Annotated in this window: 27 protein-coding genes; 6 read left to right on the top strand and 21 right to left on the bottom strand. The window is 46.7% G+C overall.

Features of this window, described 5'->3' with window-relative positions; translation table 11 throughout:
- Window positions 1–39: 39 nt before the first annotated feature.
- From ABID13_RS22930 to ABID13_RS22865, 14 genes are all read right to left on the bottom strand, one after another.
- Entirely contained in the window at window positions 40–1,035 is a 996-nt protein-coding gene (locus ABID13_RS22930) for a diguanylate cyclase domain-containing protein (protein WP_045093720.1), read from the bottom strand.
- A 255-nt stretch (window positions 1,036–1,290) separates the two neighbouring features.
- Complete coding sequence (locus ABID13_RS22925) at window positions 1,291–2,412, bottom strand: ABC transporter ATP-binding protein (RefSeq protein WP_048931118.1); 1,122 nt, start codon at window positions 2,410–2,412, stop codon at window positions 1,291–1,293.
- 4 nt (window positions 2,413–2,416) lie between these two features.
- Window positions 2,417–4,198, bottom strand: coding sequence for an ABC transporter permease (locus ABID13_RS22920; RefSeq protein ID WP_007860113.1), 1,782 nt, complete (start codon window positions 4,196–4,198; stop codon window positions 2,417–2,419).
- A 100-nt stretch (window positions 4,199–4,298) separates the two neighbouring features.
- Window positions 4,299–5,534, bottom strand: a complete 1,236-nt coding sequence (locus tag ABID13_RS22915) for an ABC transporter substrate-binding protein (protein WP_048931119.1) — start codon at window positions 5,532–5,534, stop codon at window positions 4,299–4,301.
- Between the two features lie 89 nt (window positions 5,535–5,623).
- Window positions 5,624–6,460, bottom strand: coding sequence for a MurR/RpiR family transcriptional regulator (locus tag ABID13_RS22910; RefSeq protein WP_007860117.1), 837 nt, complete (start codon window positions 6,458–6,460; stop codon window positions 5,624–5,626).
- 259 nt (window positions 6,461–6,719) lie between these two features.
- On the bottom strand, window positions 6,720–7,574 hold the full coding sequence (locus ABID13_RS22905) for a class II fructose-bisphosphate aldolase (protein ID WP_007860119.1): 855 nt from the start codon (window positions 7,572–7,574) through the stop codon (window positions 6,720–6,722).
- Between the two features lie 62 nt (window positions 7,575–7,636).
- A complete protein-coding gene (locus ABID13_RS22900) occupies window positions 7,637–8,878 on the bottom strand; it encodes an ADP-dependent glucokinase/phosphofructokinase (RefSeq protein WP_197092218.1) in 1,242 nt (413 codons plus the stop codon).
- Between the two features lie 14 nt (window positions 8,879–8,892).
- Window positions 8,893–9,759, bottom strand: a complete 867-nt coding sequence (locus ABID13_RS22895) for a ketose-bisphosphate aldolase (RefSeq protein ID WP_048931121.1) — start codon at window positions 9,757–9,759, stop codon at window positions 8,893–8,895.
- A 436-nt stretch (window positions 9,760–10,195) separates the two neighbouring features.
- Window positions 10,196–11,413, bottom strand: a complete 1,218-nt coding sequence (locus ABID13_RS22890; protein WP_048931122.1) for a tyrosine-type recombinase/integrase — start codon at window positions 11,411–11,413, stop codon at window positions 10,196–10,198.
- 33 nt (window positions 11,414–11,446) lie between these two features.
- A complete protein-coding gene (locus ABID13_RS22885) occupies window positions 11,447–11,698 on the bottom strand; it encodes a DUF6809 family protein (protein ID WP_048931123.1) in 252 nt (83 codons plus the stop codon).
- Window positions 11,699–11,967: 269 nt separating this feature from the next.
- Window positions 11,968–12,780 carry a hypothetical protein gene (locus tag ABID13_RS22880; protein ID WP_242849318.1) on the bottom strand — a complete coding sequence of 271 codons (813 nt, stop codon included), beginning with the start codon at window positions 12,778–12,780 and terminating at the stop codon, window positions 11,968–11,970.
- Between the two features lie 59 nt (window positions 12,781–12,839).
- Window positions 12,840–13,097, bottom strand: a complete 258-nt coding sequence (locus ABID13_RS22875; RefSeq protein WP_048931125.1) for a hypothetical protein — start codon at window positions 13,095–13,097, stop codon at window positions 12,840–12,842.
- A 249-nt stretch (window positions 13,098–13,346) separates the two neighbouring features.
- Window positions 13,347–13,697, bottom strand: coding sequence for a hypothetical protein (locus ABID13_RS22870; protein ID WP_197092219.1), 351 nt, complete (start codon window positions 13,695–13,697; stop codon window positions 13,347–13,349).
- 85 nt (window positions 13,698–13,782) lie between these two features.
- Window positions 13,783–14,067, bottom strand: a complete 285-nt coding sequence (locus ABID13_RS22865; protein WP_048931126.1) for a hypothetical protein — start codon at window positions 14,065–14,067, stop codon at window positions 13,783–13,785.
- A 368-nt stretch (window positions 14,068–14,435) separates the two neighbouring features.
- On the opposite strand from ABID13_RS22865, the gene ABID13_RS22860 reads away from it, so the two are divergent.
- Together ABID13_RS22860 and ABID13_RS22855 are read left to right on the top strand one after the other, a co-directional pair.
- A complete protein-coding gene (locus ABID13_RS22860; protein ID WP_048931127.1) occupies window positions 14,436–14,651 on the top strand; it encodes a hypothetical protein in 216 nt (71 codons plus the stop codon).
- Between the two features lie 4 nt (window positions 14,652–14,655).
- Window positions 14,656–15,213, top strand: coding sequence for a Uma2 family endonuclease (locus ABID13_RS22855; protein ID WP_048931128.1), 558 nt, complete (start codon window positions 14,656–14,658; stop codon window positions 15,211–15,213).
- A gap of 1,681 nt (window positions 15,214–16,894) precedes the next feature.
- Here ABID13_RS22855 and ABID13_RS22850 read toward each other — a convergent pair.
- The 7 genes from ABID13_RS22850 to ABID13_RS22820 all read right to left on the bottom strand — a co-directional run bounded on the left by ABID13_RS22850 (window position 16,895) and on the right by ABID13_RS22820 (window position 21,668).
- Window positions 16,895–17,392, bottom strand: coding sequence for a sigma factor-like helix-turn-helix DNA-binding protein (locus tag ABID13_RS22850; protein ID WP_242849310.1), 498 nt, complete (start codon window positions 17,390–17,392; stop codon window positions 16,895–16,897).
- Between the two features lie 60 nt (window positions 17,393–17,452).
- Window positions 17,453–17,860, bottom strand: a complete 408-nt coding sequence (locus ABID13_RS22845; RefSeq protein WP_242849311.1) for a sigma-70 family RNA polymerase sigma factor — start codon at window positions 17,858–17,860, stop codon at window positions 17,453–17,455.
- A gap of 72 nt (window positions 17,861–17,932) precedes the next feature.
- Entirely contained in the window at window positions 17,933–18,265 is a 333-nt protein-coding gene (locus ABID13_RS22840) for a hypothetical protein (RefSeq protein WP_048931130.1), read from the bottom strand.
- A gap of 15 nt (window positions 18,266–18,280) precedes the next feature.
- Window positions 18,281–18,529 (bottom strand): hypothetical protein, encoded by a 249-nt coding sequence (locus ABID13_RS22835; RefSeq protein WP_048931131.1) that lies wholly within the window; start codon window positions 18,527–18,529, stop codon window positions 18,281–18,283.
- Window positions 18,530–18,867: 338 nt separating this feature from the next.
- Window positions 18,868–21,063: a phage/plasmid primase, P4 family gene (locus tag ABID13_RS22830; RefSeq protein WP_242849312.1), complete on the bottom strand. Its 2,196-nt coding sequence runs from the start codon at window positions 21,061–21,063 to the stop codon at window positions 18,868–18,870.
- The gene (locus ABID13_RS22825) at window positions 21,060–21,464 is read right to left on the bottom strand and encodes a hypothetical protein (RefSeq protein WP_048931132.1); all 405 of its coding nucleotides are present in this window, start codon (window positions 21,462–21,464) and stop codon (window positions 21,060–21,062) included. Before ABID13_RS22825 ends, ABID13_RS22830 begins: the two co-directional genes overlap by 4 nt.
- Window positions 21,465–21,467: 3 nt before the next feature.
- Window positions 21,468–21,668: a hypothetical protein gene (locus ABID13_RS22820; protein WP_048931133.1), complete on the bottom strand. Its 201-nt coding sequence runs from the start codon at window positions 21,666–21,668 to the stop codon at window positions 21,468–21,470.
- A gap of 244 nt (window positions 21,669–21,912) precedes the next feature.
- On the opposite strand from ABID13_RS22820, the gene ABID13_RS22815 reads away from it, so the two are divergent.
- The 4 genes from ABID13_RS22815 to ABID13_RS22800 all read left to right on the top strand — a co-directional run bounded on the left by ABID13_RS22815 (window position 21,913) and on the right by ABID13_RS22800 (window position 24,220).
- Window positions 21,913–22,503 (top strand): helix-turn-helix domain-containing protein, encoded by a 591-nt coding sequence (locus tag ABID13_RS22815; protein ID WP_048931134.1) that lies wholly within the window; start codon window positions 21,913–21,915, stop codon window positions 22,501–22,503.
- Between the two features lie 185 nt (window positions 22,504–22,688).
- Window positions 22,689–23,255, top strand: a complete 567-nt coding sequence (locus tag ABID13_RS22810; RefSeq protein WP_048931135.1) for an AAA family ATPase — start codon at window positions 22,689–22,691, stop codon at window positions 23,253–23,255.
- Between the two features lie 188 nt (window positions 23,256–23,443).
- Window positions 23,444–23,941 carry a hypothetical protein gene (locus tag ABID13_RS22805; protein WP_242849313.1) on the top strand — a complete coding sequence of 166 codons (498 nt, stop codon included), beginning with the start codon at window positions 23,444–23,446 and terminating at the stop codon, window positions 23,939–23,941.
- Window positions 23,942–23,968: 27 nt separating this feature from the next.
- Entirely contained in the window at window positions 23,969–24,220 is a 252-nt protein-coding gene (locus tag ABID13_RS22800; protein ID WP_156200220.1) for a hypothetical protein, read from the top strand.
- The last annotated feature ends 101 nt before the right edge of the window (window positions 24,221–24,321 follow it).

Below are 24,321 nucleotides of genomic sequence, written 5' to 3'. Positions count from 1 at the left end.
AGGTTTTTAGTATAGCATTCCTGTCCCCATTGTGCAACTTTAATCAGGTGATAAATCCTCTGCCCAGCAAAAGGTATTCTTTCCAAGACTCTTTGCGCAGTATAGTGCCTGGTCCGCTCTTTTGTAAGCGTGCTCAAAGGTCTCTCCCTTCTGACATATGGCGGCAATGCCAACGGAACAGCTCTGCTCCAACTTCATTTGACTGAGGATACGGCTGATTTCCCGGATCAGTCCCCGGGCAGCCTTTTCTCCCAATTCCCTGTCATAAGGCCCGGGCAGAAACATCATGAACTCATCGCCGCCTACCCTTCCCACAATGGCGGAAGGAGGCACATGTTCCGCCATGACTGATGCCGTTTTTTTCAAAAGCTCGTCCCCTTTCAGGTGTCCGTAGGTATCATTTACTTTTTTAAAATCATCCATGTCGATCACAAACAAAAGACCTGTCTCCCGGTCCTGGGACAGCATACGTGTGATGTGGATCTCCGTATATTTTCTGTTGTATAAACCGGTCATAGGATCCAGCTGGATATGCTTTTCCAATATGGCGCTCCGCTTTAATGCCTCCTCGGCCAGATTGGCAAATGTCTTGGGGTAGTATTCTCCCTCCTGCTGATAAATATAAGGTACGGACTGGTGAAGACTGTCAATGACCAGGCCTCCGCCCTTTTCCCTGTGCACGCCGGCCGTTATCCTGGTGTCCATGTCAATGGTAACCCCTTTGTCACCTGCCCCCGCCTCCCGGGCCTTAAACTCCCCGTACACCACGCAGGTATCCTCCGTGATCATCTTGGCCTCATACCAGGCATCCTGCACCACAAACCGGATGCCCCTGGCCTCCTCCTGATCCTTTTCCAGTCCCCTGGCCAGTGCTTCCAGACTGGTGTAAAACTCATGCCTTCCGGTTCCGATCACAAGCACATCCGGCGAAAAATATGCCAGCAGCGCCCCTATGGTCTTTGGGTCCCCGGAAATGTATCCCTCCATCACACGCTGAATCAGTCTGCTTGCTTCCCTGCATATATCATCCCGCATATTTGTTCCTTTCACATTTACACACTTACTCGTCCATATTTACATACTTGCTCTTGACTATCAATATAACATAATCGTGAAATTTCTGCCACTGTTACAATGGTTTCAGCGGATCAGTCCCAATGCAAAAAAGTTTTCCCGATTCTCCCGGTTTCTGAGAGAATCAGAAAAACTTTCATACTGCCAAGCCCAAGAGGGCATCCCCCTGGATTTTTTTTAATAGCAGCTCCAGAATGTGCAGGCGTCTCCACACATCTATCTGTGCGCAATCTTTCCCAGTGATATCAGCTCCCTGGTATCCTTGTGGAAAATACATACCCGGGTGCCTGAAATACTCACCTTGATCATTTCCCCCTCAGAAAAATTAATGCTTCCAAACACCACGGAACGCAGGCTGGTTCCCAAACACTCAACGATCACCGTGGTCTCCATCCCGTAGGGAAAGGAGGATATTACCCTGGCCGGTATGTTTCCCTCCTGGCCAATGGCCACGTCTTCCGGCCGTATGCCCACGGTCACATCCCCTCCATACGCCCTGAGTCCTGCCTCATTCTCTGCTTCCACCAGGAAGCGGCTGCCATCTCTTTGCAGTTCCAGATCCTGGGAGGACGCATCCAGTTGGAAGCCCACGAAGTTCATGGCCGGGTTTCCCACAAAGTCAGCCACAAACATATTGACCGGCTCCGCGTACAGCTTTAAAGGAGGCGCATACTGCTGAAGCACGGCTGTGTTCATCAGGCAGATGGAGGTGGATAAGGCCATTGCCTCCAACTGGTCATGGGTCACATACACAAAGGTGGCATTGGATGTGCTGTGGAGGCGTTTCAGTTCTGTACGCATCTCCAGCCTTAATTTGGCATCCAGATTAGACAGAGGCTCATCCATTAAAAGGATCTGCGGGCTGGTGGCCAGCGTTCTTGCAATAGCCACCCTCTGCTGCTGCCCGCCTGACAACTCGGATGGGTACCTTTCCAGATAAGGAGTCAGCTGTAAAAGCACACACAGCTCCTCCACCTTGTCCTTTATGTCCTTTTTGTTCCATTTCATATTTTCCAGGCCGAAGGCTATGTTTTTATACACGGTCATATGGGGCCACAACGCATAGTTCTGGAACAGGAAGCCCACGCTTCGTTCATTCGGCGGCACATCGATCCCCTTTTCAGCTGAAAATACCAACTGGTCCCCGATCCAGATCTCACCTTCCGTAGGCGTCTCCAGGCCCGCGATCATACGCAGAGTGGTGGTTTTTCCGCAGCCGGATGGTCCCAGCAGGGAAATGAAACTGTTGGCCGGTATTTCCAGGTCCAGGTGATCCACCGCCACTGATTTTCCGTATCGTTTTGTTATATTTTTAAGTTTTATACTGTTATCTGCCATTTCATCAACCCCCTATACCAGAATCAATGGATGCTCCGGTCAGTTTATTAATAATTGCATTTAGTGATATGACTATGATGACGATCAAAAGCGTGATCGCATTTGCAAACTGCTCATACCCCTTTTGATTGTACATGAACAACAGCGTTGTGAGCAGAACAGAGCCTGGAGTGTATAAAAGCACAAACAGCTCCATTTCCCTTGTACAGCTGATAAATGGCAGGAGATATCCTGACATAATGCTGGTCTTCTGGATGGGAATGAGGATACGGCACATTCTCTTATACCAGGGAATTCCCATGATCATTGCGGATTCTTCAAGGGTGGCGCTGATCTGGAACATGGAATTAAGGCCTGACCTGGAAGCCATGGGCAGGTATTTCACTACACCGATCAGAACCAGCATGGCATAGGTGCCGTACAATGCAGGTATAAATCCTCTCCTGGTGGAGAACATGGACAGGTAAATGGCTGAAAGGGCAATGCTGGGGATCAGATAGGGCAGGAATGTCAGGCTATTGACAGTGGCGGACAGCTTGGTTCCCCATTTTCTGGCAATCCCGTATCCGGCCAGACATCCCACGGTACCGGCTCCAAGGGAGCAGCACAGGGCCAGCAAAAGCGTGTTCTTTAAAGCTTTCCAGAAGGTAGGGTTTCTGAATATGCCGGAAAATCCGATCCCCGCATCCTCCGCGATCCAATAGCGCAGCGTAAAATTAGAAAGGGAATAATCCCCCTTTACCTGCGTAAGGGATTCGGTTGCAAAACTCACAAAGGGCAGCAGGGTTACCGCTACAACAAAAACCACCACCACGGTGCTTACCACTCTGCGTCCTTTCCGCAGTCTGGTCAGTGAAACATTGGAGCTCTTCCCGGAGACCGTTGTGTAGGATTTCCTGGTCCCCAGCATTCTCTGGTTCAGGTACAATATGGAAAAACTCAACACCAGCATCACAACCGCGTACACATAGCCGCGCCCGGGATTGGTGCCGTTGAGGTAACTGTACATCTTTGTGGCCAGGGTATAAAAGTTGACCGGCAGTCCTAAAAACTGGGCTGTGGAAAATACACTGAGGCCTGATGCAAATACCAAAAGTATGGTGGACAGCACGGCCGGCTTTACAAGGGGCAGGGTCACCATGGCAAATATGCGGAAACGGGAGGTCTTTAGGATCTGTGCCGCTTCCTCCAGATTGGAATCCATGTTCTTGAGGATCCCGCCGATCAGGATATATGCATAGGGAGCGTAGTGAAGGCCGGTCACCAGAACAATGGGAAAGAATCCGTAGGCGAACCAGTTGGGTGTGGCCAGCCCGGTGACAGCTTCAAAGATTCCAGTGGTGCCTCCAATAAGGCTGTTCTTAAAAAAGTTTGTCCATGCAATTGCCAGTGTCCATCCCGGCATGATATACAGGAACATAAACAGTGTGGAGCAGAGTTTTTTACAATACATATCGGTCCTTATGACCAGCCATGCAAACATTCCGCCCACCGCAATGGCGATCAAGCAGGAAAACACAGCGCACATAAGGGAATTTACAAGGGGAATGACAAAGGTCGAATATACTTCCCCTGACGCGAATGTTTTGTTCCAGTGATATAATGTATATGAGCCTGCTGCTTCATGAACCCTGTTAACTTCTGAGGTATGGACAACCAGCGTATCCTTGAATATGTAGATCAGCGGAACGATCACCAGATATACCAGACAGATAAGCAAAACCAAAAGAATGATGTTATGGGGTCTGCGCAGGAAATTTCCAACTTTTCTAGCTTTTACTTTCAATCAATTCACCTCTATTTTAAAAGAGCTGCCGCATCAATGATTAGGAAATCATAGATGCGACAGCTTTTGAGAACAACGCAGCACCGCAGGCTGCATCCGGTTAACGTAATGTCTCAATAAAATCTTCCACATCTGCACGGTGATTTACCAGGTAATCCGGATCATCCAGTACAATATTCTTCTTTACTTCGTCAAAACTGTAATCCGTGGCATGGACATTGGCCGGATTAGCGGAGAAGCCTCCGTAATAGTCATTGAATGCAGCCCATCCGTTTTCACTCAGCAGCCACTCAGAGAAAAGCTTGGCTGTGTTGGGATGCTGGCAGTTATTAAGAATTATGGAGTAAACCGGGTATGCATAACCTCCCACAGGGTTGCATGCGGAAAGATCATAACTCAGCTTGATGCCCTTATCTTCCTGGGTACTGAATCTCTGGGTGCTGAAATATCCCACCCATGTGTCGGTCTGGCCCAGAGCTCCCACGGTGGTGGCCGAGGTGGTATCCGAGGTAGTCAGAAGGACGCCGTTCTGGAACATCATCTTAATAAACTCCCATCCTGCGTTGTCCGTTGTTAACGTGATGTCTTTTCCAAAATATTCCTTGTATGCATCTGCCAGCCTTGCCGCATACTCGTCTGATGTAAGCATTGTCAGCATATCGAAGTTTACGCCCTCACTGGAAGGATCCTTCATTGTAAACAGTCCCTTGTATTCCGGATCAGCGATACGCCACAGATTGGTAAGCCATCCTTCTCCAACCAGCTCATCATTATACATAAAGCTCTTGGTGTCATAGTACCAGATCAGGGCAGTACAGTCATCATTGCCCACCAGCTCTCCAACCCGGGAATTGGACCAGTTCATGGCGTATCCGGTGTCTACCAGTTCTGCCATGACCCGGTAGGTATCCTGGGCGCATACAAGATCTGCGCTGACCGCACCGGACTGGCATTCTGAGGTGATCTTCTCGATCATCTCCGTCTCCCCCAGCTGTGTAAACTCCACTTTGATCCCAAACTCTTTTGCAAACCGGTCAGCTGCATCCTGCAGGTATGAATTGGCTCCGTAAAATACCAGGGTCCCCTCGTCCTTGGCCGCTGCAACCAGGTCATCATAACTCATCTCATCTCCCGAGTCGGATGCCTGTCCGGAAGACTCCCCGGTTTTCTGATCCGCCGCCTCACTGCCCGCTGCCTCTGTCTTTGCCGCCTCTGTCTCCTTCTTGCTTTCAGCCACTGTGGTTGGCGTGGTGCTCCCAGAACCTGTACATCCGCTTAATGCACCGGCTGCCATGATTCCCGCCAGCGCCACTGCCATCAGTTTGTTTCTTCTCATTGTGTATTCCTCCTCCTTATGGTTCCGATCTTTATTCGGAAACTAACATTACCAGCACACTGTTGCACAGGTATTCCGGCAATGGTGTACTATAGTTTCATATCAGACAGAAATTCCAGCATATCCGTATTCTTCTCCTGTACGACTGCCTGGATTTTCTCATCCTTTGCTAATATATCCATCAAAGCTTCCGCCACGGCCATCTCGCACAGATGACTGTAGTTCCTGTAAAAATCAAACCGTGAAAAATCCCCCTTGGATTCAATCACATAGTCTGCCAGCTCGGCCAGGGACGAATTCTTATATGCGGTAATGGCTATTACCTTAAGATTCCTCTGTTTTGCCAGGGCCACGCCGTCTATCACGCTTTTGGTCGAACCGGACTGTGAGACTGCAAGCACCAGGTCACTGCTGCCGGCCAGATTGATCTGGTTCATGTAATAGTCGGCCACACCGCTGAAGGTGCATTTGATTCCCAGACGCCCAAGCCTGAATCCCATATGTTCAATGATCGGCGTGGTATTGCCGGAGGCGATCAGATGGATCTGGTCGCAGCTTCTCAGCAGGTCCACGCACCCATAGATGATATCCGGGTTAATATTATCCGCGATATTCAGCATGATCTTGGAATATTCCCGGAACACATCCCCCACACTGTTCACCGTATTGTCTGTTTCATGATTCTGATACCTTACCAGCTCCTTGGAAAGGGACATGCGGAAGGGCCAATATCCCTTAAATCCCACATGCTGACACATCCTCACCACGGTTGCTTCACTTACATCACTTGCCAGGGCCAGGTCTTTTACCGTAAAATCAACTACCTTTGCAGTGTTCTTCAGTATATAATCCGCCAGTTTCCTCTCTGTGGGGGAAAGACTTTCATACTGCGCCTGCATGTTTTCAATTGCAGATAGTTCTGTCATAAACAGCCTCCTTTTCTTACAGGTGTACTCTCGGAGTCTCCTGGTACTCAGATTTGCGGGATGATTTTTTGTCAGTTGTGAATAAATTTGTGTGCGGCTGGCGGGAAACCGGCCGCAAAGATGGGTGCCAAGGAGACTCCGGGAGTACACACAATGCTATATCCTGCTCCTGCCATTATACCAGAGCATGTCCTAAAAATCATTCCCATCATACGTACCCCCTGCTTTGGGACATATAAGAGTGTATTTAAGACATGCGTTAGAATCTGCACAAGGTTCTCATTCTGTTTTCGACATAAGGCAAAAGCCTGGCATGGATATACTCCGGCATATGGATGATCTTCACAGGATCCATATTCCCTCCATTTTCAGAAACGTACTGTTCCATGGCCTGATAATATTTTCCTAAAAACTCTGTTCCCAGATTAAACTTGCTGATCCCCTTTGAAAATGCCGCCAGCAGCTGGTCATCCGGTATCCCGCTCCCTCCATGGAGCACCAGGGGAACCTTTGTGACCGACCGTATTTCCTCCAGCCTTTTTATATCAAGATGAGGTGTATCTATATATTCTCCATGGGCATTTCCAATGGAAATTGCCAGGGAGTCAACCCCTGTCTCTTTGCAGAACAACTCCGCCGCATCCGGCTTTGTGTACAGATCTTCCTTTGAGTTGTCCGCATCAGAGGCCGCGCCCACATGTCCGATCTCACCTTCCACAGCCGCCCCCAACTCATGGGCCGCTCTCACCACATCCCCGGTTATTTCAATATTCCTCTTAAGTGGATTCACCGACCCGTCCATCATTACGGATCCAAATCCGCAGCGGACCGCGTTCAGAATCGCTTCCTTCGTGTAATCATGATCCAAATGAAGACCAATAGGCACGGAAACCTCTCCGGCCAGCTCCTTTACCATCTCAGCAAAGCTTTTCATACCCGTTGTTTTTTGTATTGACACATGCTCCGGATACAGCATGACAATGGCCGGGGTATTAGCTGCCTGGGCCGCGTATACAACCGCTCTCGCCATGTTATAGTCCTGACAGATAAATGCGATCACCGCCGTGTTGCATTCCCTGGCTGTCTGTAAAATATTGGTTACCTTCTCATACATCTCTGCTTCCTTTCTTAACCTTATTTGCTGCGGACCAGATCCTATTTCCTGTTGGCCCAATCTTATTTCCTGTTGGCCAGCGCCGGCAAGAGACCCCCTGCAAAAAAATCTCCCAGGCCAACCGTGGTGGGCCTTTTTGCAAACTCCAGATCCCTGCAGGGGATGCAGCAAACCATGGGATCCTCCTCCATTACCTGTTTGCTGAATTCCCTTCCTCTTTCATTCACATTCCAGGTGCGGATATTCCTGTACTCATCGATTCCAAACTCATCTCCGTACACATATCTTGCAGATGCAAGCATGATCCCGCCTTCCAGGGCCTCCTTAAGGTCATGGGACCCTGTTCCGTATGCAAGGGCCCATGCATGGGTGTGTATAATAAGAAGGGGAACCTTCAGGGACCGGTAAACACAGCTGACCCCATCCAAAACCTGGTCCGGGTCAAGGATCTGTATCCTTTTGCCCACAAAGTCCTGCAGCTCGTCCTCATTCATGCTGATCACATCCAGCACCGGCGCCAGTTTTCTATGCACCATCCGCCGAAACTCCCCATTGACATAGCATCCGTCCTCCAGGATCACAAACGTCCTGTCCCTGATACCGGCCAGAAGATTAAATACCGTATCCAGCCTCTTTGTCAGTATGGATGCATCCAGCACCTCGCTGAAGCATGAGAGGAGAAACACATCCGCATCTCCTGCCTGATTCCCAAAGTCCTCAGCTATCACCATGTTCATGCTGTCCGGATCCCGTGAGATCAGGATCCTGTTGTGGCATGAGGTGGTAAAATCAATGTCATTGACCTGGATATGTACGCCGGAAGGATACTGAAGGATAATGTGCGGATAAACCTCATCATGGTCCGGCCCCGTTCCTGAATAACATGTAATGCCGGCCGGAAGGAGATCTTCCATATATTGATTAAAACAGCACATTCCCAAAGTGCTCTCATATCCTATCTTCCCTATGGCGATCGCCGCCCTGGCAGCGGTCCCTCCAATGGTGATCTTATAAGAGAAGTTTTTTGCAAACTCCCTGCACAGCCCGCAGTCTTCGGGAATGATCTCACATCCTGTGCCCTGCCTCATGCAGGAAAGGATCTCAATCATTAGACCCTTCATGGACTCTATCCGTTCTGTGTCCCCTGTCTGCCTCACGCCATTCAGCCCCACGCTATCCAGTTCCCCGGCATGGACCTCACATTCTTCCATCAGATGCTCCATGGAGGAAAGATTCCATTCCAGTTCATAATCCACACACGCGTGAAACCCCAATGCTATTTTTTGCTTTTTATTTCCATCCATATGCCTGCTGCAGGTCATCGATATAAGGATGCCTTCCCTGCGGAGTGGAACAGTTCGATCTTCTGTCCCGCCACCTTCCTCAAAGCCTCAATACAGGGAGGATATATGGCATTTGGTTCCCTTAATGACCGGTCAGCCAGGACTTCCCTGCATTTCTCGTAGAAGGGAGCTTTGATATCACTTGAAATATTGACCTTATTGATTCCATGGCACACGGCTGTCTCGATCTCGCTGTCCGGGTTGGATGAACCTCCGTGAAGCACCAGCGGCACATCGGCCACTTTCTTGATCTCATCCAGGATATCGATTCTGAGTTTGGGTTCAAATCCCTTTGGATACAGCCCATGGCTGGTTCCGATGGCAATCGCCAATGCGTCAATTCCTGTTTCCTTTATAAACCGCTCCGCGTCCTCCGGATCCGTGTAGCGGATCTCGTTGGTTCCTGTCTCAATGGAATCCGTATTGCCGATGGTTCCCAGTTCCCCCTCAACCGATACGTAATCCGCTGATGCATGGGCTGTCTCGCATACCTTTTTGCAAAGTGCGATATTTTCCTCAAAGGGCAGCAGCGATGCATCGATCATAACAGAGGTAAAGCCCAAACTAATAGCCTTTACGCAGTCCTCGTAGGAGCCGCCGTGATCCAGATGAATGCACACAGGAACCGGGGCATGATTCGCTTCATCGATCACTGCTTTGATAAAAGAATTCTGTACAAATGATAATTCATCCGGATGAATGGCCACAATAACCGGTGAATCCTGGGCAACGGATTCCTGGATCACCCCGGTAAGAATCATGTTGCTGGATGTGTTAAAGGCCGGTACTGCAAAATTGTTCTCTTTCGCGACTGCCAAAATGTCTTTCATGTTTACAAGCATCTCTTCTATCCTCCTGATTGTCTCTGACCCTAAGCCATAAATTGTTTTCTTAGCTATATTATATTGCTATGAAATAAAATGTCAATATATTTTTGTAATGAAATTTCTTTTCAGTCAATATATTGAAATTTTTCATTCAAATTTGTGCACAACTACGAAGCACAAGCCCCCTCCGTCAATTATGACCAATGAAACAGCCCGCAGCAAACCAGGCCTCGGTTAAACTCCGTTAAAATAACGGTTGGTAAAATAAAGGACATTTGCCCCTTGTCATCTAGTATTGAATTTCAAAAAATGGCTATTTATCAGATTCCATCTATATTTATTATTCCTTATAAATACAGGTGATTCCAGGTTTTTTATTTATCATGGTTTATTACAGTTTATTGAATTTGGTGTAAAAATGGTGTAGAAAAAGAGGACCGAACAGTCCTCCTTATACTACATTTGCTATTTTCTCTATCTCCTCCTTTTTATTTTCCTCTGTCACATGAGTATATATGTCCATTGTCGTTGCAAGTGTAGAATGCCCTAAAAAGGATTGAACAATTTTCGGCTGAATATTAGCCTCAAAACAACGTGTTGCAAAGCTATGGCGCATAGTATGTGCACTAAAATCTTGAAATATCTCTACCTTTCGTTTATCCTTCCTAGCCTGTTCTGTTCTCTTGAGGTTTATATCACTCACTATACTTTTAATAGTTCTGTTAATGCTATTCCGGTCTATGGGATTCCCGGTATCCGTGGTAAATACCAAATTACACAAATCCTTATTATCGTTCTTCTGCCATATACTCCCCAGCATGATTATATCTTTCCCTTGTCCCTCCCTATGGACCTTTAAAGACTTTGCCACATTATCAAGCATTGGAATCGTCCTGATACTTTGTTTTGTTTTAGGGGACTGAATAATAAACTTACACTCCCTGCTTCCTTCCACTTGGATATATTGCAGGGTCTTATTTACCCGAATAGACTTTTCCTTAAAATCCAAATCGTTCCAGCGCAAGGCCAAAAGCTCCCCAATTCTCATGCCTGTACCAAATGCCATTATAAAAAGCGGATAATATCGCTTCCATTTTACGGAATCTGCAACAAAATCAATAAATTCCCGTTGTTCCTCTGCCGTAAGCACACGCCTTTCCTTTTTTTCCGTCTTAGGAATGTCTGCTGCTTCACATGGATTCTTTAAAAGAAGGTCATCCCTTACCGCTTGTTTTAATGTGCTATGCAGGATGTTAGCAATTTTCTTTATTGTATTTGACTTCATACCCCTTTTAGCCAATTCGTTATATAGTTTTTGAACATGAATACCCTTGATATCTTTAATATACTTTTTTCCCATATCTGGTTGTATATACAAACGGTAATACAACCGGTAGTGATTGACTGTTGATTCTTTCAAAATCGGTTCTTTGTATGTTTTTATGTATTCCTCAAACCATTTATCTAAAGTAATATTTTTACAGGTACCATATAAGCCATGCTCCAATTCATAGCGCATATCGTCCATGGCTTTCTTTAAGCGTTTAGGGTTGTCGTCATCATATAACGTATAACGTTCCCCTGCGTAAGTAAAGCGTCCCATATATCGCCCATCTGGCCTTACTACAATGCCCTTTGGCAGAGGCTTTCCATTCTTATCCACTGCCATGTGATCACACCCTTTCTATCCGCAACCGGGGCGCTATTCCTGTCCCGGCCACTCCATACACTCCACCATGAAAGCAACCCCGTATTTAAAGCCGCTGATAAAACCGTACTCCTGGCTTACGCAGCTTACTTCCAGGCAGATTTCCTGTATCTCCTCAAAGTCCTCCCGATCCCTCAAGGGATTTTTGATCCGCTCGATCTCTCTATGTAATGGCTCCAGCGCCGCTGCGGTCTGTGTAAGTTCCCCATAAACCAGACCATATATTTCCTTTAATAATCTAATCATAATATCCCTTCTTTCTGAATTCTCATTTCTAACCTTTTATGTAGATAAATATGGGGCGTAGGTGTCCAGGGAAGTTTCCCTTTACTCTCTGCCCCTCCGGGGGATGCTTATCTCACAAGCATCTTTTGTAGTCAACGTGTGGCCATCACCCACACCGAGATAAAGCGTCTTTATCATGTACTGGCGTTGTCATGGCCAGGAACCACGACTTTTCAACGGAATCCGTTGATATCTCCCCCAGATAGTTACTGTGTTTATATATGTAATACCTACACGCCCCAGTCACTTTTAAGCTGGTTCAGCAGCTTCATTTCTTCTGATGTATCCCTACCCGGGTTACTGTCCGGATGATATGCCTTTGACAGGGTGCGATAAAACTTCTTTAGCATGGCTTTATTATCCTCATGATTGGTGTGAGAAACACTGCCGTGACTTCCTCCGGCTCCGCTATCGTAGTTATCATAATAACTACGGCTCTCTTTTTGGCTCCGGCGTTCATAATCCCTCTTTGCCTTATAATCTGCCTTGACTTTCTTAAGTGCCTCAGGGCTGCGCAGGTTCCCGAACACATCATAGCAGCGCTTATATTCACTCTCGCTGGTATCATACTTTTCTTTGAAAGCCTCCACCCTCTGGTTGTGCTCCTTAAGGATGCGCCTGTGTTCCTCCCTGGCCTTGTATTCCTTTGTCTGCTGGAACTCTGCTTCCACCCGGTCTATGATAGGCTGGAACTTCTTATAGACCATATCAGAAAGCACTTCTTCGGACAGCCCCAGGGCATCCGCTTTTCTTTTCAGGCCGCCTATGATGTAATCCCCTATCCAGCCGCCCCAGTCCACAATCTCATAATACCCAATGGTACAGATTACCGTCTGCTTCTTCCTGACCTTTCCAGCCTCCCGGTAACTCTCATGGATACTAATCCGGTATGCTTTCCTGACAGGACGGTCAAAACGTTCGTCACTGTAACTCCACCCCCATGTGGAACCACTCACGCCATCAATTGTCCAGGTAGTTTCATAGACTTTAATCTCCTTAGCCTCTCCTGCAGGAATCTTCTTTATCTCTACCTCCTGTATCACGCAAAACAATCCCGTATCCTCCTCGTGGTTACTATGTTTTAAATGAGAATAACTACATTTTAAGCTATCTTGTCTGTCAACTCACGAAGCACTTTTAACTGCTTCATCATATCAAAGACAAGGTCGTCCGCAATATCAACTTTTATACCGGCTAAAATATAATATGGGGGCGCAATTTTCCACGTTTCTTCTATATCCTCAATCTCCTGACCGAAATAGGCTTGTCGTACATCCTCTATCATTACCTTTGCTCTTTCAGCCAGCACCTCTATTCCCATTAATGCGTCATCTATGTCCATAGCCAAATTACTGCTCATATTCTAAAATTCTCCTTTTCCCAGGAGAACCATGATCCGCTGCATGGCGACATTCTCCTTTACTTTTTGGTTGCAAAGGGATGGTTCTGTGATATAATCAGAATATCCCTACTGCATTGGTGTGTGGTCGGGTATTGTTTTTTCAGCCCTGTGTGTTTGCCGACACATGGGGTTTTTAAATACCCTGTTTCTATGTAACGTTTTTGACGTTCATTTACCTTGGATGGATATTTCTACACCTTAAGCTGTTTAAACCGTCATTCCTGGTTCTGTTCCTTGATTTTCAGACACAGAATTGATTCTGTGCAGTCCTTTCATTCTATTTGAGAGTTCGGTTCGCTGCTCCTCGGTCAACTCCCTTTTCGTATCTCTGGACCTTACTGTTATAAACCGCTTTGGGAATGTGTACCGCTTGGCAACTATCTTATCCTGATATACCTCCTGTCTCCCTTCTTTGAATTGTTCCGGGTTCTGCTCCACCAGCTTATCAAGTTTACGCATCCAAACCGGGTCCGCCGTGTAAAGTTCTGCGGTATCCTCTGCCGCATTGAATCCAATAATAACCTCCTGCTCTGTCCTTGACAGGCTATAATCCGCCATCCTGTAATCTCCTTTCCCGGTGTGTGGCTCCGGCAGAGGCTCTATGTAATTGCCGTTACTCCCCTCTGCCGGATGCTTTGCTTTCTCAGCCCTGTGCGTTTACGGTGAATCTCATGGCCTGGGACTGGCCCCTGTATTTCTGGTAAAGCTTAGGATGATCTGCTGCAAATGCCTTAGCATTAAATTTGTTACTGATAACAGCCTTAAACCTGACCATCCAGTCCCCTACCTCTGTTTCCTCCTGGCCCCTGGCCTGTAACTCCTTCTTGATATCCTCCTGCAGGGCTTCCATTTGCTTCTCAATGGCTTTCTTTTGGGCCTCCAGGGCCTTAAGGTCATTGACCTTTTTGAGTAATGTTCTCTCTGACATATTGCATGATCTCCTTTCCTAACATTGGATTCTCACCGGGCTATTGTTCGCCATCCCTGGCATATCCTCACCGGAATTGAATCCGCAGCCCCTATCAGTCTTGCGTGTCTATTGCTTTTGGCTCACAGGTACGATTGATAGGTTTGTGGGGTATTGTCTGCCCCGGCTGCTTTTGTTTTGTGTTCCTTGCTATGTATATAGTATATATCTATTTGCGCAAATAGTCTATTAGCATATTGCATATATTTGCACAAATATATTTGTGACTTTTGTATATTTACGCAAGTAGATATTAATGATACAATATGGGTATAATGAAATAGGTGTCTTTATCTTTTATCACCTAATGAAAGGGGAAATAGGAATCTATGGCAGAGGAAAGCAAAATAAGCAAAGCCCAGCAAAAAGCAGTAAATAAATATATCAGTAACAATTATGACAGAATCAATCTCACTGTACCTAAGGGGAAGAAAACTGACATATCGAGACATGCTGAAATACATGGTGAAAGTCTAAATGGTTTTATCAATCGAGCCATTACACAAACTATCGAATCTGACAACACTGCACAGGAAGGAGCGTGACCCTATGCCATTACCAAAAGAACGAATCTATACCATTGATGATATTTACGGTCTGCCGGATGGAGAACGGGCAGAACTGATTGACGGTCAGATTTATTATATGGCCCCGCCGAACACTACCCACCAAAGAATATCTACCTTTCTACACGGAACTATTTTCAATTACATCAACAGTAAAAACGGCCCTTGTGAAGTATTCCATGCACCGTTTGCCGTGTTCCTTCAGGCAGAGGACGAGAAGAACAATACTAATTACCTGGAGCCGGATATATCCGTAATTTGCGATAAAGACAAATTGGATAATAAAGGCTGCCACGGTGCACCGGATTGGACGATTGAGATCGTTTCCCCTTCCAGCCGACAAATGGACTATTACAAAAAGCTGGCTCTTTATCAAGGAGCGGGGGTACGGGAATATTGGATTATGGACCCGGCCAGGGAGGTTGTTATGGTGTATGACCTGGCTAACGAAACACCACCCACCATTTATCGTTTTACCGATTCTGTTAAAGTCAACATATATGAGGACTTTTCCATTGACTTTAGCCAATTAAGCATTTAATACTATCCACATTGCAGCAGAACCATAACGGGGCTGCTGCTTTTTCTTTGTCCTCAGCCTTTTCACGGACTCCGTGAATACTTTACTCATTTATGTGCAACATTCACAACGAAACTCTCCCTCATTCGCTCTGATCGGCACTGCTCCGCAGCTCCAGGCAGAGATTTAGTTGTTGATTATGTATAACTGAACGGACTCCGTTCACCTACCCGCACACCCACGCAAGTGAGCGAAAAATACTTATCAACGGATTCCATTGAATACTTTGCGGAATCCGCAAAGAAATAAAACCTTTATGGCGGACTCCGCCAAAAACTCCTTACCAGCTACGTGTGCGGACTCCGCACAGTACATAATTTCGTACGGACTTCGTACATAATCCCTCTGCCTGTATCCACATCACATAATATAGGCCAATTTCCCATTATTATCCCTTAAGCAATACTTTTATCACCCGGAATGTTTCTAACCCTTCTCTCCCGTCCTGCTCCTTGATTTCCCGGCATATAATTGATTTCAGTGCTTCGCACATCCTCCGGTATAAAGCAGCCCTCTGCCTTCGTCCAATATGCGGACGTTCCAACATATTCCTACATCAGCGTTCCGAACGCTCGCTATTATCGTTCCGAACGTTCGCATGGAAAGCCGTGCACCTTTTCCACCCTGTTACCAATGGAGTACACTATAAGGTAACGGAGTACTACAACGGAAACTCCCTTGTTTTCCCTGGTAATTGTGTTGTTTTGTATGCATTCGTTTCGTTTTGAAACCTTAGCAAATCTAAGCATTGTTAGCAAATGTTAGCGTTTGTTAACCTTAACAACTCTTAACATTCGTTGGTTTCGTTTGTTTTGGAAAAGCCGTATTCGTGGTTTTGTAGCCTGGCATTTATGTTTGTTTTGCAAATTCGCCCTTATTAGATACAAAGGCTGGGTTTTGTAAGGTTTTTAGTAATACCATAGCCCGGCATGGCAAAGGAAGGGGGATGCAAGAAGTTTCTGACAACGCCCCTGGACCGCCGCTCTAACCTTCTTTTCACATAATTCTAAATAATATATTCTGTATATAGGGGTATCAATCCTTCACCCCTTCCAGCATGGTTATTCTGTTCTGAATCACAATAACTACATGAACCCATTTTAGGGCATCCGAAATGTCCAGATACTTCACGCGCGTAACGATGTCAATATATTTTTTTGAATGTCAGAAATGTCAAGGTGTACACACGCGTAACGATGTCCGGTTATTTCTTTTTAGGGCCTCTAAAATCTCTGGACACTTTCACCCATTTCCGAGCAAAAGTCTTTATCTCCTCGGTGTTCGCCCGGCGTTCAATCCCGATATTTGGTTATTTTTCCCGCTGTTCCTTCGCCGTTCACGGTTTCATTTTCTCGGGCTTCACTCGGGGTTCAATCCTATTGCCCCTGTAGTTCCCCAGTGGTTCGTTTTCCTCCTTTCCTTGCCCTCTCGATCTGTTCTGGTGTACCTTTATCTAAGATGAACTTGGAACGTTGTACGCTTCCTGCGGATGTCCCGGCAATCTTGGCGAGTTCTTCGCGAAGAGTAGATTTCTGACTATCGCCTCTGATCATTTGGTCAGAAGCGATTTTTGCTCTTGCACTTTTTCTGTCGCCTCCCGCAGCCCTCTGTCTTTCCTTCATCTGCTTTGCAATCTCGCAACTCACCGCCGCACCCGTTCCAATAGTTCCAAATGCATCTGGCGGCGTTCCTCCCAGTCTATCACGTCCAGGGCCACACGCTCCGTGCTGCTGGTCCAGGTGCGGTGAAACTTCCCCACACCGTTGCCAGTTATGGCCATGCTGTAAATCCGTTCGTCATCCGGTACGAATGGCCGCAGCCGTTTAGCATACCTGGGCTTGCGTAACTCCCGCAATACCTTGGCATGAATCTGACGCACAGCTTCCAGTGTGGTTCCATGTTTCTGCCCTATGGCTCCCAGTGTCATGCCGCCCTCATATCTCTGACGGATCACCTCCGGCTGCTGCCCCGGCAAACTGTCCACACAGGCCCACAATTCTGCCTTAAGCTGTTCCTGCTGTATCCGCTCCAGGGCATCCCCTTCCATATTCTCAGCAGAGGCTACCATATCCCCCACTGTTGTATCCGCCCCACCGTCCAGACCCTTTACAGGACTGTCCAGGCTTCCCAGGCGGGCCATACAGGCACTTTGCCTTATATTCTCTATCTGTTCAGGGTAAGGCCCATAAAGGCCGCTGATTCATATTCTGACGGCTCCCGTCCATACTCCTGCTGAAGGAACTACAGAACCGCTTATACCTCTCTGAACCTTCTCCAGACAGCGGACGGGGAGCCTTAAGCAGCTGCCATTCATCTGGAGATAACGGCACATCCGCTGCCGAATGTGATACTCTGCATAGGTCAGGAACTTCACGCCCTGGACTGGATCGTATCCATCAATGGCAGGATACAGGGCTAGATACCCCTCCTGCTCCAGGTCCTCCAGTTCCCCGCTGTCCCGGTACTTCCAGGCTATGGAATGGATAAAGCGGCGCACCTGGCTGTAAAGCTGCTCCATGTTCCCAGCCACTTTCTCCCCGGCCCTGATCCGGGCCACAAGCTGTTCATTGGATAATTCCCCGAAGTTCGTCCCTTGTTTATTTGACATTTAGCACACTCCTTTATATAATCAGATTATCAAGTGAAAAGAAGTGTACCTCTGCCAGGCCTGTCCATCTGTCTATGGACGGGCCTCTTTCTTTGCCATTTCTACGTCTATGTATAATGCTCTCATAGGATACTTGCCGTAATCATTGCCGTTGAAAATGTTCTCCAGTTCATCCATTTCAAAATCCCCCAGGACTTCCGATATACCGCAGACAGTAAAACCATGCTGCCTTAATTCTGTCCGTATCCTGGTTACTATCTCCCTGTCATCCTCCAGGCATTCCGGCGGCGTGATGGTCTGCATCGGCTTATGGAAGTGATTCCCGCGGCTATCGCAGTAGTCAACCATGAAATTCCTGGCCGTAATCGGTATCCCTATTGACTGGAATAATTTAGTTAACACCATATGTTTCTCCCTCCCTTACGAACAGAAATTATCGCCATTGATTAACCGATTCATTGCTATACGCTTCTGGTGTTCCTGCTCCTGTTGGCGCTCTACTTTCAGCCGTTCTTTTTCCTGTGCCTTTAATTCACTGGCTTTTTTACGCTCCTGCCGGACTGCTAATTTGGGTGCCAGGGCTGCCACAAACTCTTCCTCTGAGCTGGTTAATAATTCCGCTGCTTCTTCATCCCTTGTGTATACTCCGTTGATAATCTCAATCTTCATGGTTTTATTCTCCTTTTTTTTGTAATTTTATTACAGGCGGAGATTTAAGGCGGAAAAAACGGAGGACACATTACAGAGAAAAATCCCTGTATTTATGGCCTTTGAGCTGCTTTTTTCCCGGCGGAGATTTTTTTCCAATTCAGTGAGCATTTTTAACACCCTGTTTTAATTCCTACAGTATAACTATGTTGCATTTCATTACTTAAATATTCAGTGAAAAAAATCTCCGCTTCTCCGCTTCCGTTGATTTTACAGGGTTTCTGCCTCCGCTTTGGCCTTTAAAACCTCCGCAAACTATTCTCTTTTGTCCCAAAACCTCCGCTTTTATTTTATGTCAACTAATTAAACGGTATTTTCCCTTGCGTGTACTCTTCCTGCGTGACGCGTTCAAAATAATCTGTTCCTAAACCTTTCCTTAGATTCCTGTACACCATTACCCCTCTTTTTTCACCATAGTTCGCCTTGTCCGCCGGGCACCCGTTGGCCTCCATCCTGTCCCGGATGTTCTGTTTATTCACATGGGTGAACTCATTCAAAACGCACCAGTTTATATATGCGCTGTCAAAGTCTGCCTTAAGCACCATATCCGCCCTGTCTCCCGTAATGATATAAAATTCTGACAGGTAACGGTAAACGGTATCCAGTTTTTCACGGTAGTCCCTCATAGCTTCCTCACAGGCTGAGGAATAGGTGAATTTGAAATTGTGGTCCATCAGCCTGTGCAGCCCTTCCAGGGACCAGTTAAAGATGGCGTTTCTCTCCTTCAGCATCTTATCCAGTAAGGCGCTGTCCCGGCGGTCCTGCTCTATGGTATTCGTACAAGGCACCACACACAGCCGTTCAAAGATATGGCCGCCCTTGTCATCCTGAAAGCTGGGAAGGTTGTTGCAGGCTATGGCAATCCCCCCTGGGAATATATAATAGAACGGCTGTTTATTCTTTGGTTCTATCTTCACAGCATCCCCGCCTGTAAGCTGCTTAAATACAGAGCTGTCCTTTATCTCACTGCCCGTCTGATCCCCTATGCTGATTAAGCGTTTCCCTATGATGCTCCCCAGGGCGAACTTGGAAGCCTCGTTCATCTGTTGAATCGGAATATTTGCAATCTTATCCGTTCCCAGCAGTTCCCCCACAAGGTTAAGGATCTGTGTTTTGCCTGAATTTCCCAGAAGTGACCACAACACCAGCGCCTGTTTTACCCGGTATACCTTCACATTGGAAAGGATAAGCCCCATATATTCCTGAATCACGGCTTTCTTCCCCTGGTCCGCATTCCCTTCCCTGTCGCTGCACAGGTCATCCATATAGCGGTCAAACACTGGCCGGGCCGTATCCTCCGGGCGGTACTCGCAGTTAAGCTGTATTGTACTTTTCAGTTTTGGTGTATGCGGCTCCAATTTCCTTGTTTTAAGGTTATATAAACCGTTCTTGAGATTTATATAACCCTCATCTGTATCCAGATCCCGGAACGTGCATATATTGCTGTCCCTGCACAGGAGGAGGTTGTACACATTATTAATCATGTTGTCGCTTGCCATCCCTACGGGGACATACCGCCGGATGAGGGATTTTACCTTGTTGCGGTTGCATTTGTTATATACTCCGTCCTCATACAGATAAAAATCGTCCTTATCTTCCTCCGGACTCCTGACTATAAGATAGGGCAGACCCCGGCTGATACTGTCGGCCAGTATGTCCCCGTTTATTTTGACCTTGGCCCGCGCTCCCTCCCCATCCGTGAAAAGCCATGGAGCGCCCCGGTTCTCCGATGCTGCTGTCAGCTCGTCAAGTTCTTCCCTGCTATGCCCTTCCTTTGTAAGGTAATCCGTCACATCCCCTTTATAAGACATGGACGTGAGCACCCAGCGGATGGAATGAGCAAAATGCCTCAAATCCTTCACAATCTGGTCTTTCAGCTTCATTCCCGGTTCGTCATTGTCAGGAAGGATTACCACCTTTGCCCCAGCGAAATAAAAAGCATATTCCCTGCGCCAATCGCTGGTGCTTCCGGCTGTCGTTGCAGTATACCCTAGTTTGTTCAATGTGTCGGCATCCTTCTCACCCTCTACAATATATACAGGATATCCGGCGCGGACAGCCCTCACCAGGGCAGGGAGATTATACAGGACAGCGTAATCACTTTTCTTACAGTACTTATATGTATCATTCTTCCGATCTATAGTGATATAACGTATTTCCTTGCCCTCAAACCTTACCTTGGAATAAAGATAACGCCCCTCTGCCGTCTTATAATCATATATGGCTTCGATTTTCTTTCCCTGGCCAAATTCAAGCCGTTCCTTCCACTGAGGCGGCCTGTAATCTCCTAAGTCCTGGAAGGTTAACCCTACTGTTTCTAAAATATCCTTTGTTTCACATCCTGCATGACAGTGCAGCAGCAGCTTTCCCTTGTCCTCTGTTATGGTAAGGCTTGCCTTGCTGTCATAGTGTACCGGGCATTTACATTGGAAGGAGGCCGGGCCAATCTTCCTTGGTGCCTCAAAGTGTGTCAATAGCTCCTGTAATGTAATCATATATCTCCTGTGTCCTCCTGCTGCCTCAATAGCTTCCTGGCTGACTTTAAAGCTAACAGCGTGTTCTTTCCCCGGTTCTCTAATGTTTTTATAAATGCTCTAACCTCCCGGACGTTCCCCGGCAGGAAATAACCGCCGTCCTCCTGACAGGAGGAGAGGATCACGGCCCCGGCTGCCCTCTCCCTGGCAATCTCTTTTTGCATCTCCCGGACAGTTTCAAATCCCAGTCGGCTACATAATACCTCTGCACTTACAGCATTTCCCTTCCCCATGGGGAGTACATCCGCAACAATCATTCTGTAAGCTTTCTTATTTGCAGTCCCTACGGTTGCCGCCGCTCTCTGCTCTGGTGTGTGGTCTTGATACTCTTCTTTCAGTCCTGTACTGTTTCTTTTATCCATGGCTTATACCCCCGTAAGGTCATTAAGGTACTGATCAATCTTAACCTTGTCCCACAGAACACGCTTTCCTATTTTTACCTTTGCGCCGATCTCCTCCCCCAGCTTCATTGCATTGTTGCGCCCCAGGTTAGTGTAGGCCCTTAATTCCTCCGTGTCCATAAGACGGCTTTCTCCTGCTACTGTGTTCATTGCTCTTGCTCTCATTGTGTTGACTCCTTTCGTTCATTTAAGATGGTTTAATCAAATGTAATTGGCTTACAGGAATATTATAGCAAACATCCATTCTGTTTTCTGTTGCCTGTGCATAAGTAATCTGTTTATCATGATTTAAAAGTCGCTTGCCTGTCACACTTCTTTGTGCTAAAATAATGATATCAATATTAGAAATAAATATCTATATTAAATATAGAAATATATTTTAAGCAAATATATCACGAAAGGAAAGTTTATGAAATCCAAATTATTAAAAAAAGAATCTTTTATAGAGAATCTTTCCAAAATTACAAAAGGTATGAAACAAAAGGAAATTGCTTCCATTATGGGTTGCACAGAGGGTACAATGTCGAAGTATCTTAATCCAGATAAAAAGGATTTTCCGCCAGTTGATAAGCTGTACAACCTTAGCCAGCATTTTAATGTATCTATAGATTGGCTAATTGGAGTTGAAAAGAAAGAAGAACCAGAGCAAAAATTATCAGCACGGGCTATTTGTGAAATGTTAATTTCTATATATAACTCTGTTCCTTTTGACTTTGAAGAAATACAAAAGACTGAAGACTGCGCTGATTACTTTGACGGAAACTATGGAACCATTGAAATTAAAGAATCTCAAAATACATACCACTCTCTTTATTTTTCTAATTGGGGAACGATAAATGATTTTCCATTTATGGATACCAATTACCACCCAAAAGCTGCTACTATTAATTTGTTTTTATCACGTTTTATAAAAATAAGAGATATGTCAAAGGAAGGGAACTTAAATGATGAGATGTTCAGCAGGCTTCTTGAAAGTTACCTTAATGACGTGGCAAACTGAGAATAGCATGGTAAGTGCCTCAAAACATGGCGTAGTGCAAGTTAACAGTTCTTCTGTTATATTGTCTACATCATAGTTTGAGGCACTTCTTGTTTTGCCGTGTCAGTCTGCAGCTATCCAGCAGTTCCGCCGCCCCCTTACAGAGTTATGTGCCGCCTGATATTCAGATGAGGCAGAGGAATGCCATGAGGGCGTGTTTAAATCCTCTGATTGGCCTGGGAGAAAAGTACGGAACGACCTTTCTTATCATTGTCCATACAAACAAGCAGATGGGCCTGTGGGGCAGGAAACGTATTGCAGACAGCGATGATATCTGGGACATTGCCAGAAGCGTCCTGATTGCCGGGGAGGCCAATGACGGCCTACGCTGCCTGTCCCAGGAGAAAAGCAATTACGGCCCACTGGCACGGACGGTTCTATTCCGACTTGATTCAGGCAAAGTGGAGTTTGAGGGTTATACGGATAAGAAGGACAAGGACTATGTGACGGCAGCCACGGCGGCCACATATCAGGCCCCGGCCCGTGAGGATGCCAAAGCCTTTATACTGGACTATCTGAAGGATGGGGAGAAGGAAACGGCTGACCTTGATGGAATGATGAAGGCCCAGGGGATTTCTAAGGGGACGCTGGAGAGGGCCAAGGCAGAGTTGAAAAAAGATGGGCAGATAGCCTATTTCAGCAGAGGGTTTAAACCCAAGGTTCATTACTGTAAACGGACCAATCCTATACCCAGTGGAACCGTGCGTGAGTAGGGTAAAAAATATAGTATTTATAAGGGTTTTACCGTACTCCTGCACCTTGCGTGAGTACAGGAGTACGCCATTCCGTACTCACTCACCTGCGTGAGTACGAGCAGGCCGCATAAAATAAGGGTTTTGCCGTACTCCCCCACGGAGCCTGTGGGTATATGAGAATGGCAGAGTAAAGGGAGGAGAGGCACATGATATTAACTAAATTATTCCAGTCGATAGAAATACCGATTTTAACCAGAAACTTAATGGTGGATTACTGTGATAGCCAGGGGAATCATTTTCATAAGCCGATGCAGACCATCACGCTGCCGGAATGTATGGAGGATGATATGGAGATAGTCACCAGGATACGGGCAGAGTTAAGGCGGCATGGCTTTACTGTCTGCGGTATATCGGAAGTTCTGGGGGAGTTTGAAATGGACGAACTGGAGAATATCTTCAACGGCAGTGATTACGGCAAGCATCCCATGAGGGTCTTATACATAGATGTGGAAATGGCAATGAAAGAGGACCATTCATTTCAGCAGGGCGGACAGCATAGGGCAGCTTTACAATCAGAAGCGCCATTTTATCTGCTCCATAGCCTGGAAATACTGGGACGGCGGGGAACTGGAGCAGGAGGGATATTGGGCCTTGTATCCAAGCAGCAGATGCAGCAAGCCCTCCAGATGAATGGAAGCTGTTGAAGGATCCCCGTCCACTGTCTGGAGAAGGTGCAGAGAGGTATAAGCGGTTCTGTAGTCTTTCAGCAGGAGTATGGCCGGGAGCCGTCAGACCATAAACCAGCGGCCTTTATGGGCCTTACGCTGGAACAGGCAGCGGATATAAGGCAGAGCGCCTGTATGGCCCTCCTGGAAAATCCTGCCGCAGAGATATTCCCCGCGGATGGAAACAACGGACTGCTGATCCACGGGGAAGCAGGGCCTTTTAGAAGTCATCTGAAGGACCGCTCCCGAATGCAGTAATGATCTTTACAAAGCCGGAAGGCGGAAGCTGGTTCATAGAATATTGTTCCATATATCGGGAGATGGCAGGACGGCTTTCGGACTCCGTCAAAGCGCGGTAT

The sequence above is a fragment of the Enterocloster citroniae genome (assembly GCF_040545455.1).
Classification (GTDB): Bacteria; Bacillota; Clostridia; order Lachnospirales; family Lachnospiraceae; genus Enterocloster; species Enterocloster citroniae.
Note: the sequence above shows the minus strand (reverse complement) of the source record. Positions and strands in the feature narration are given on the sequence as shown.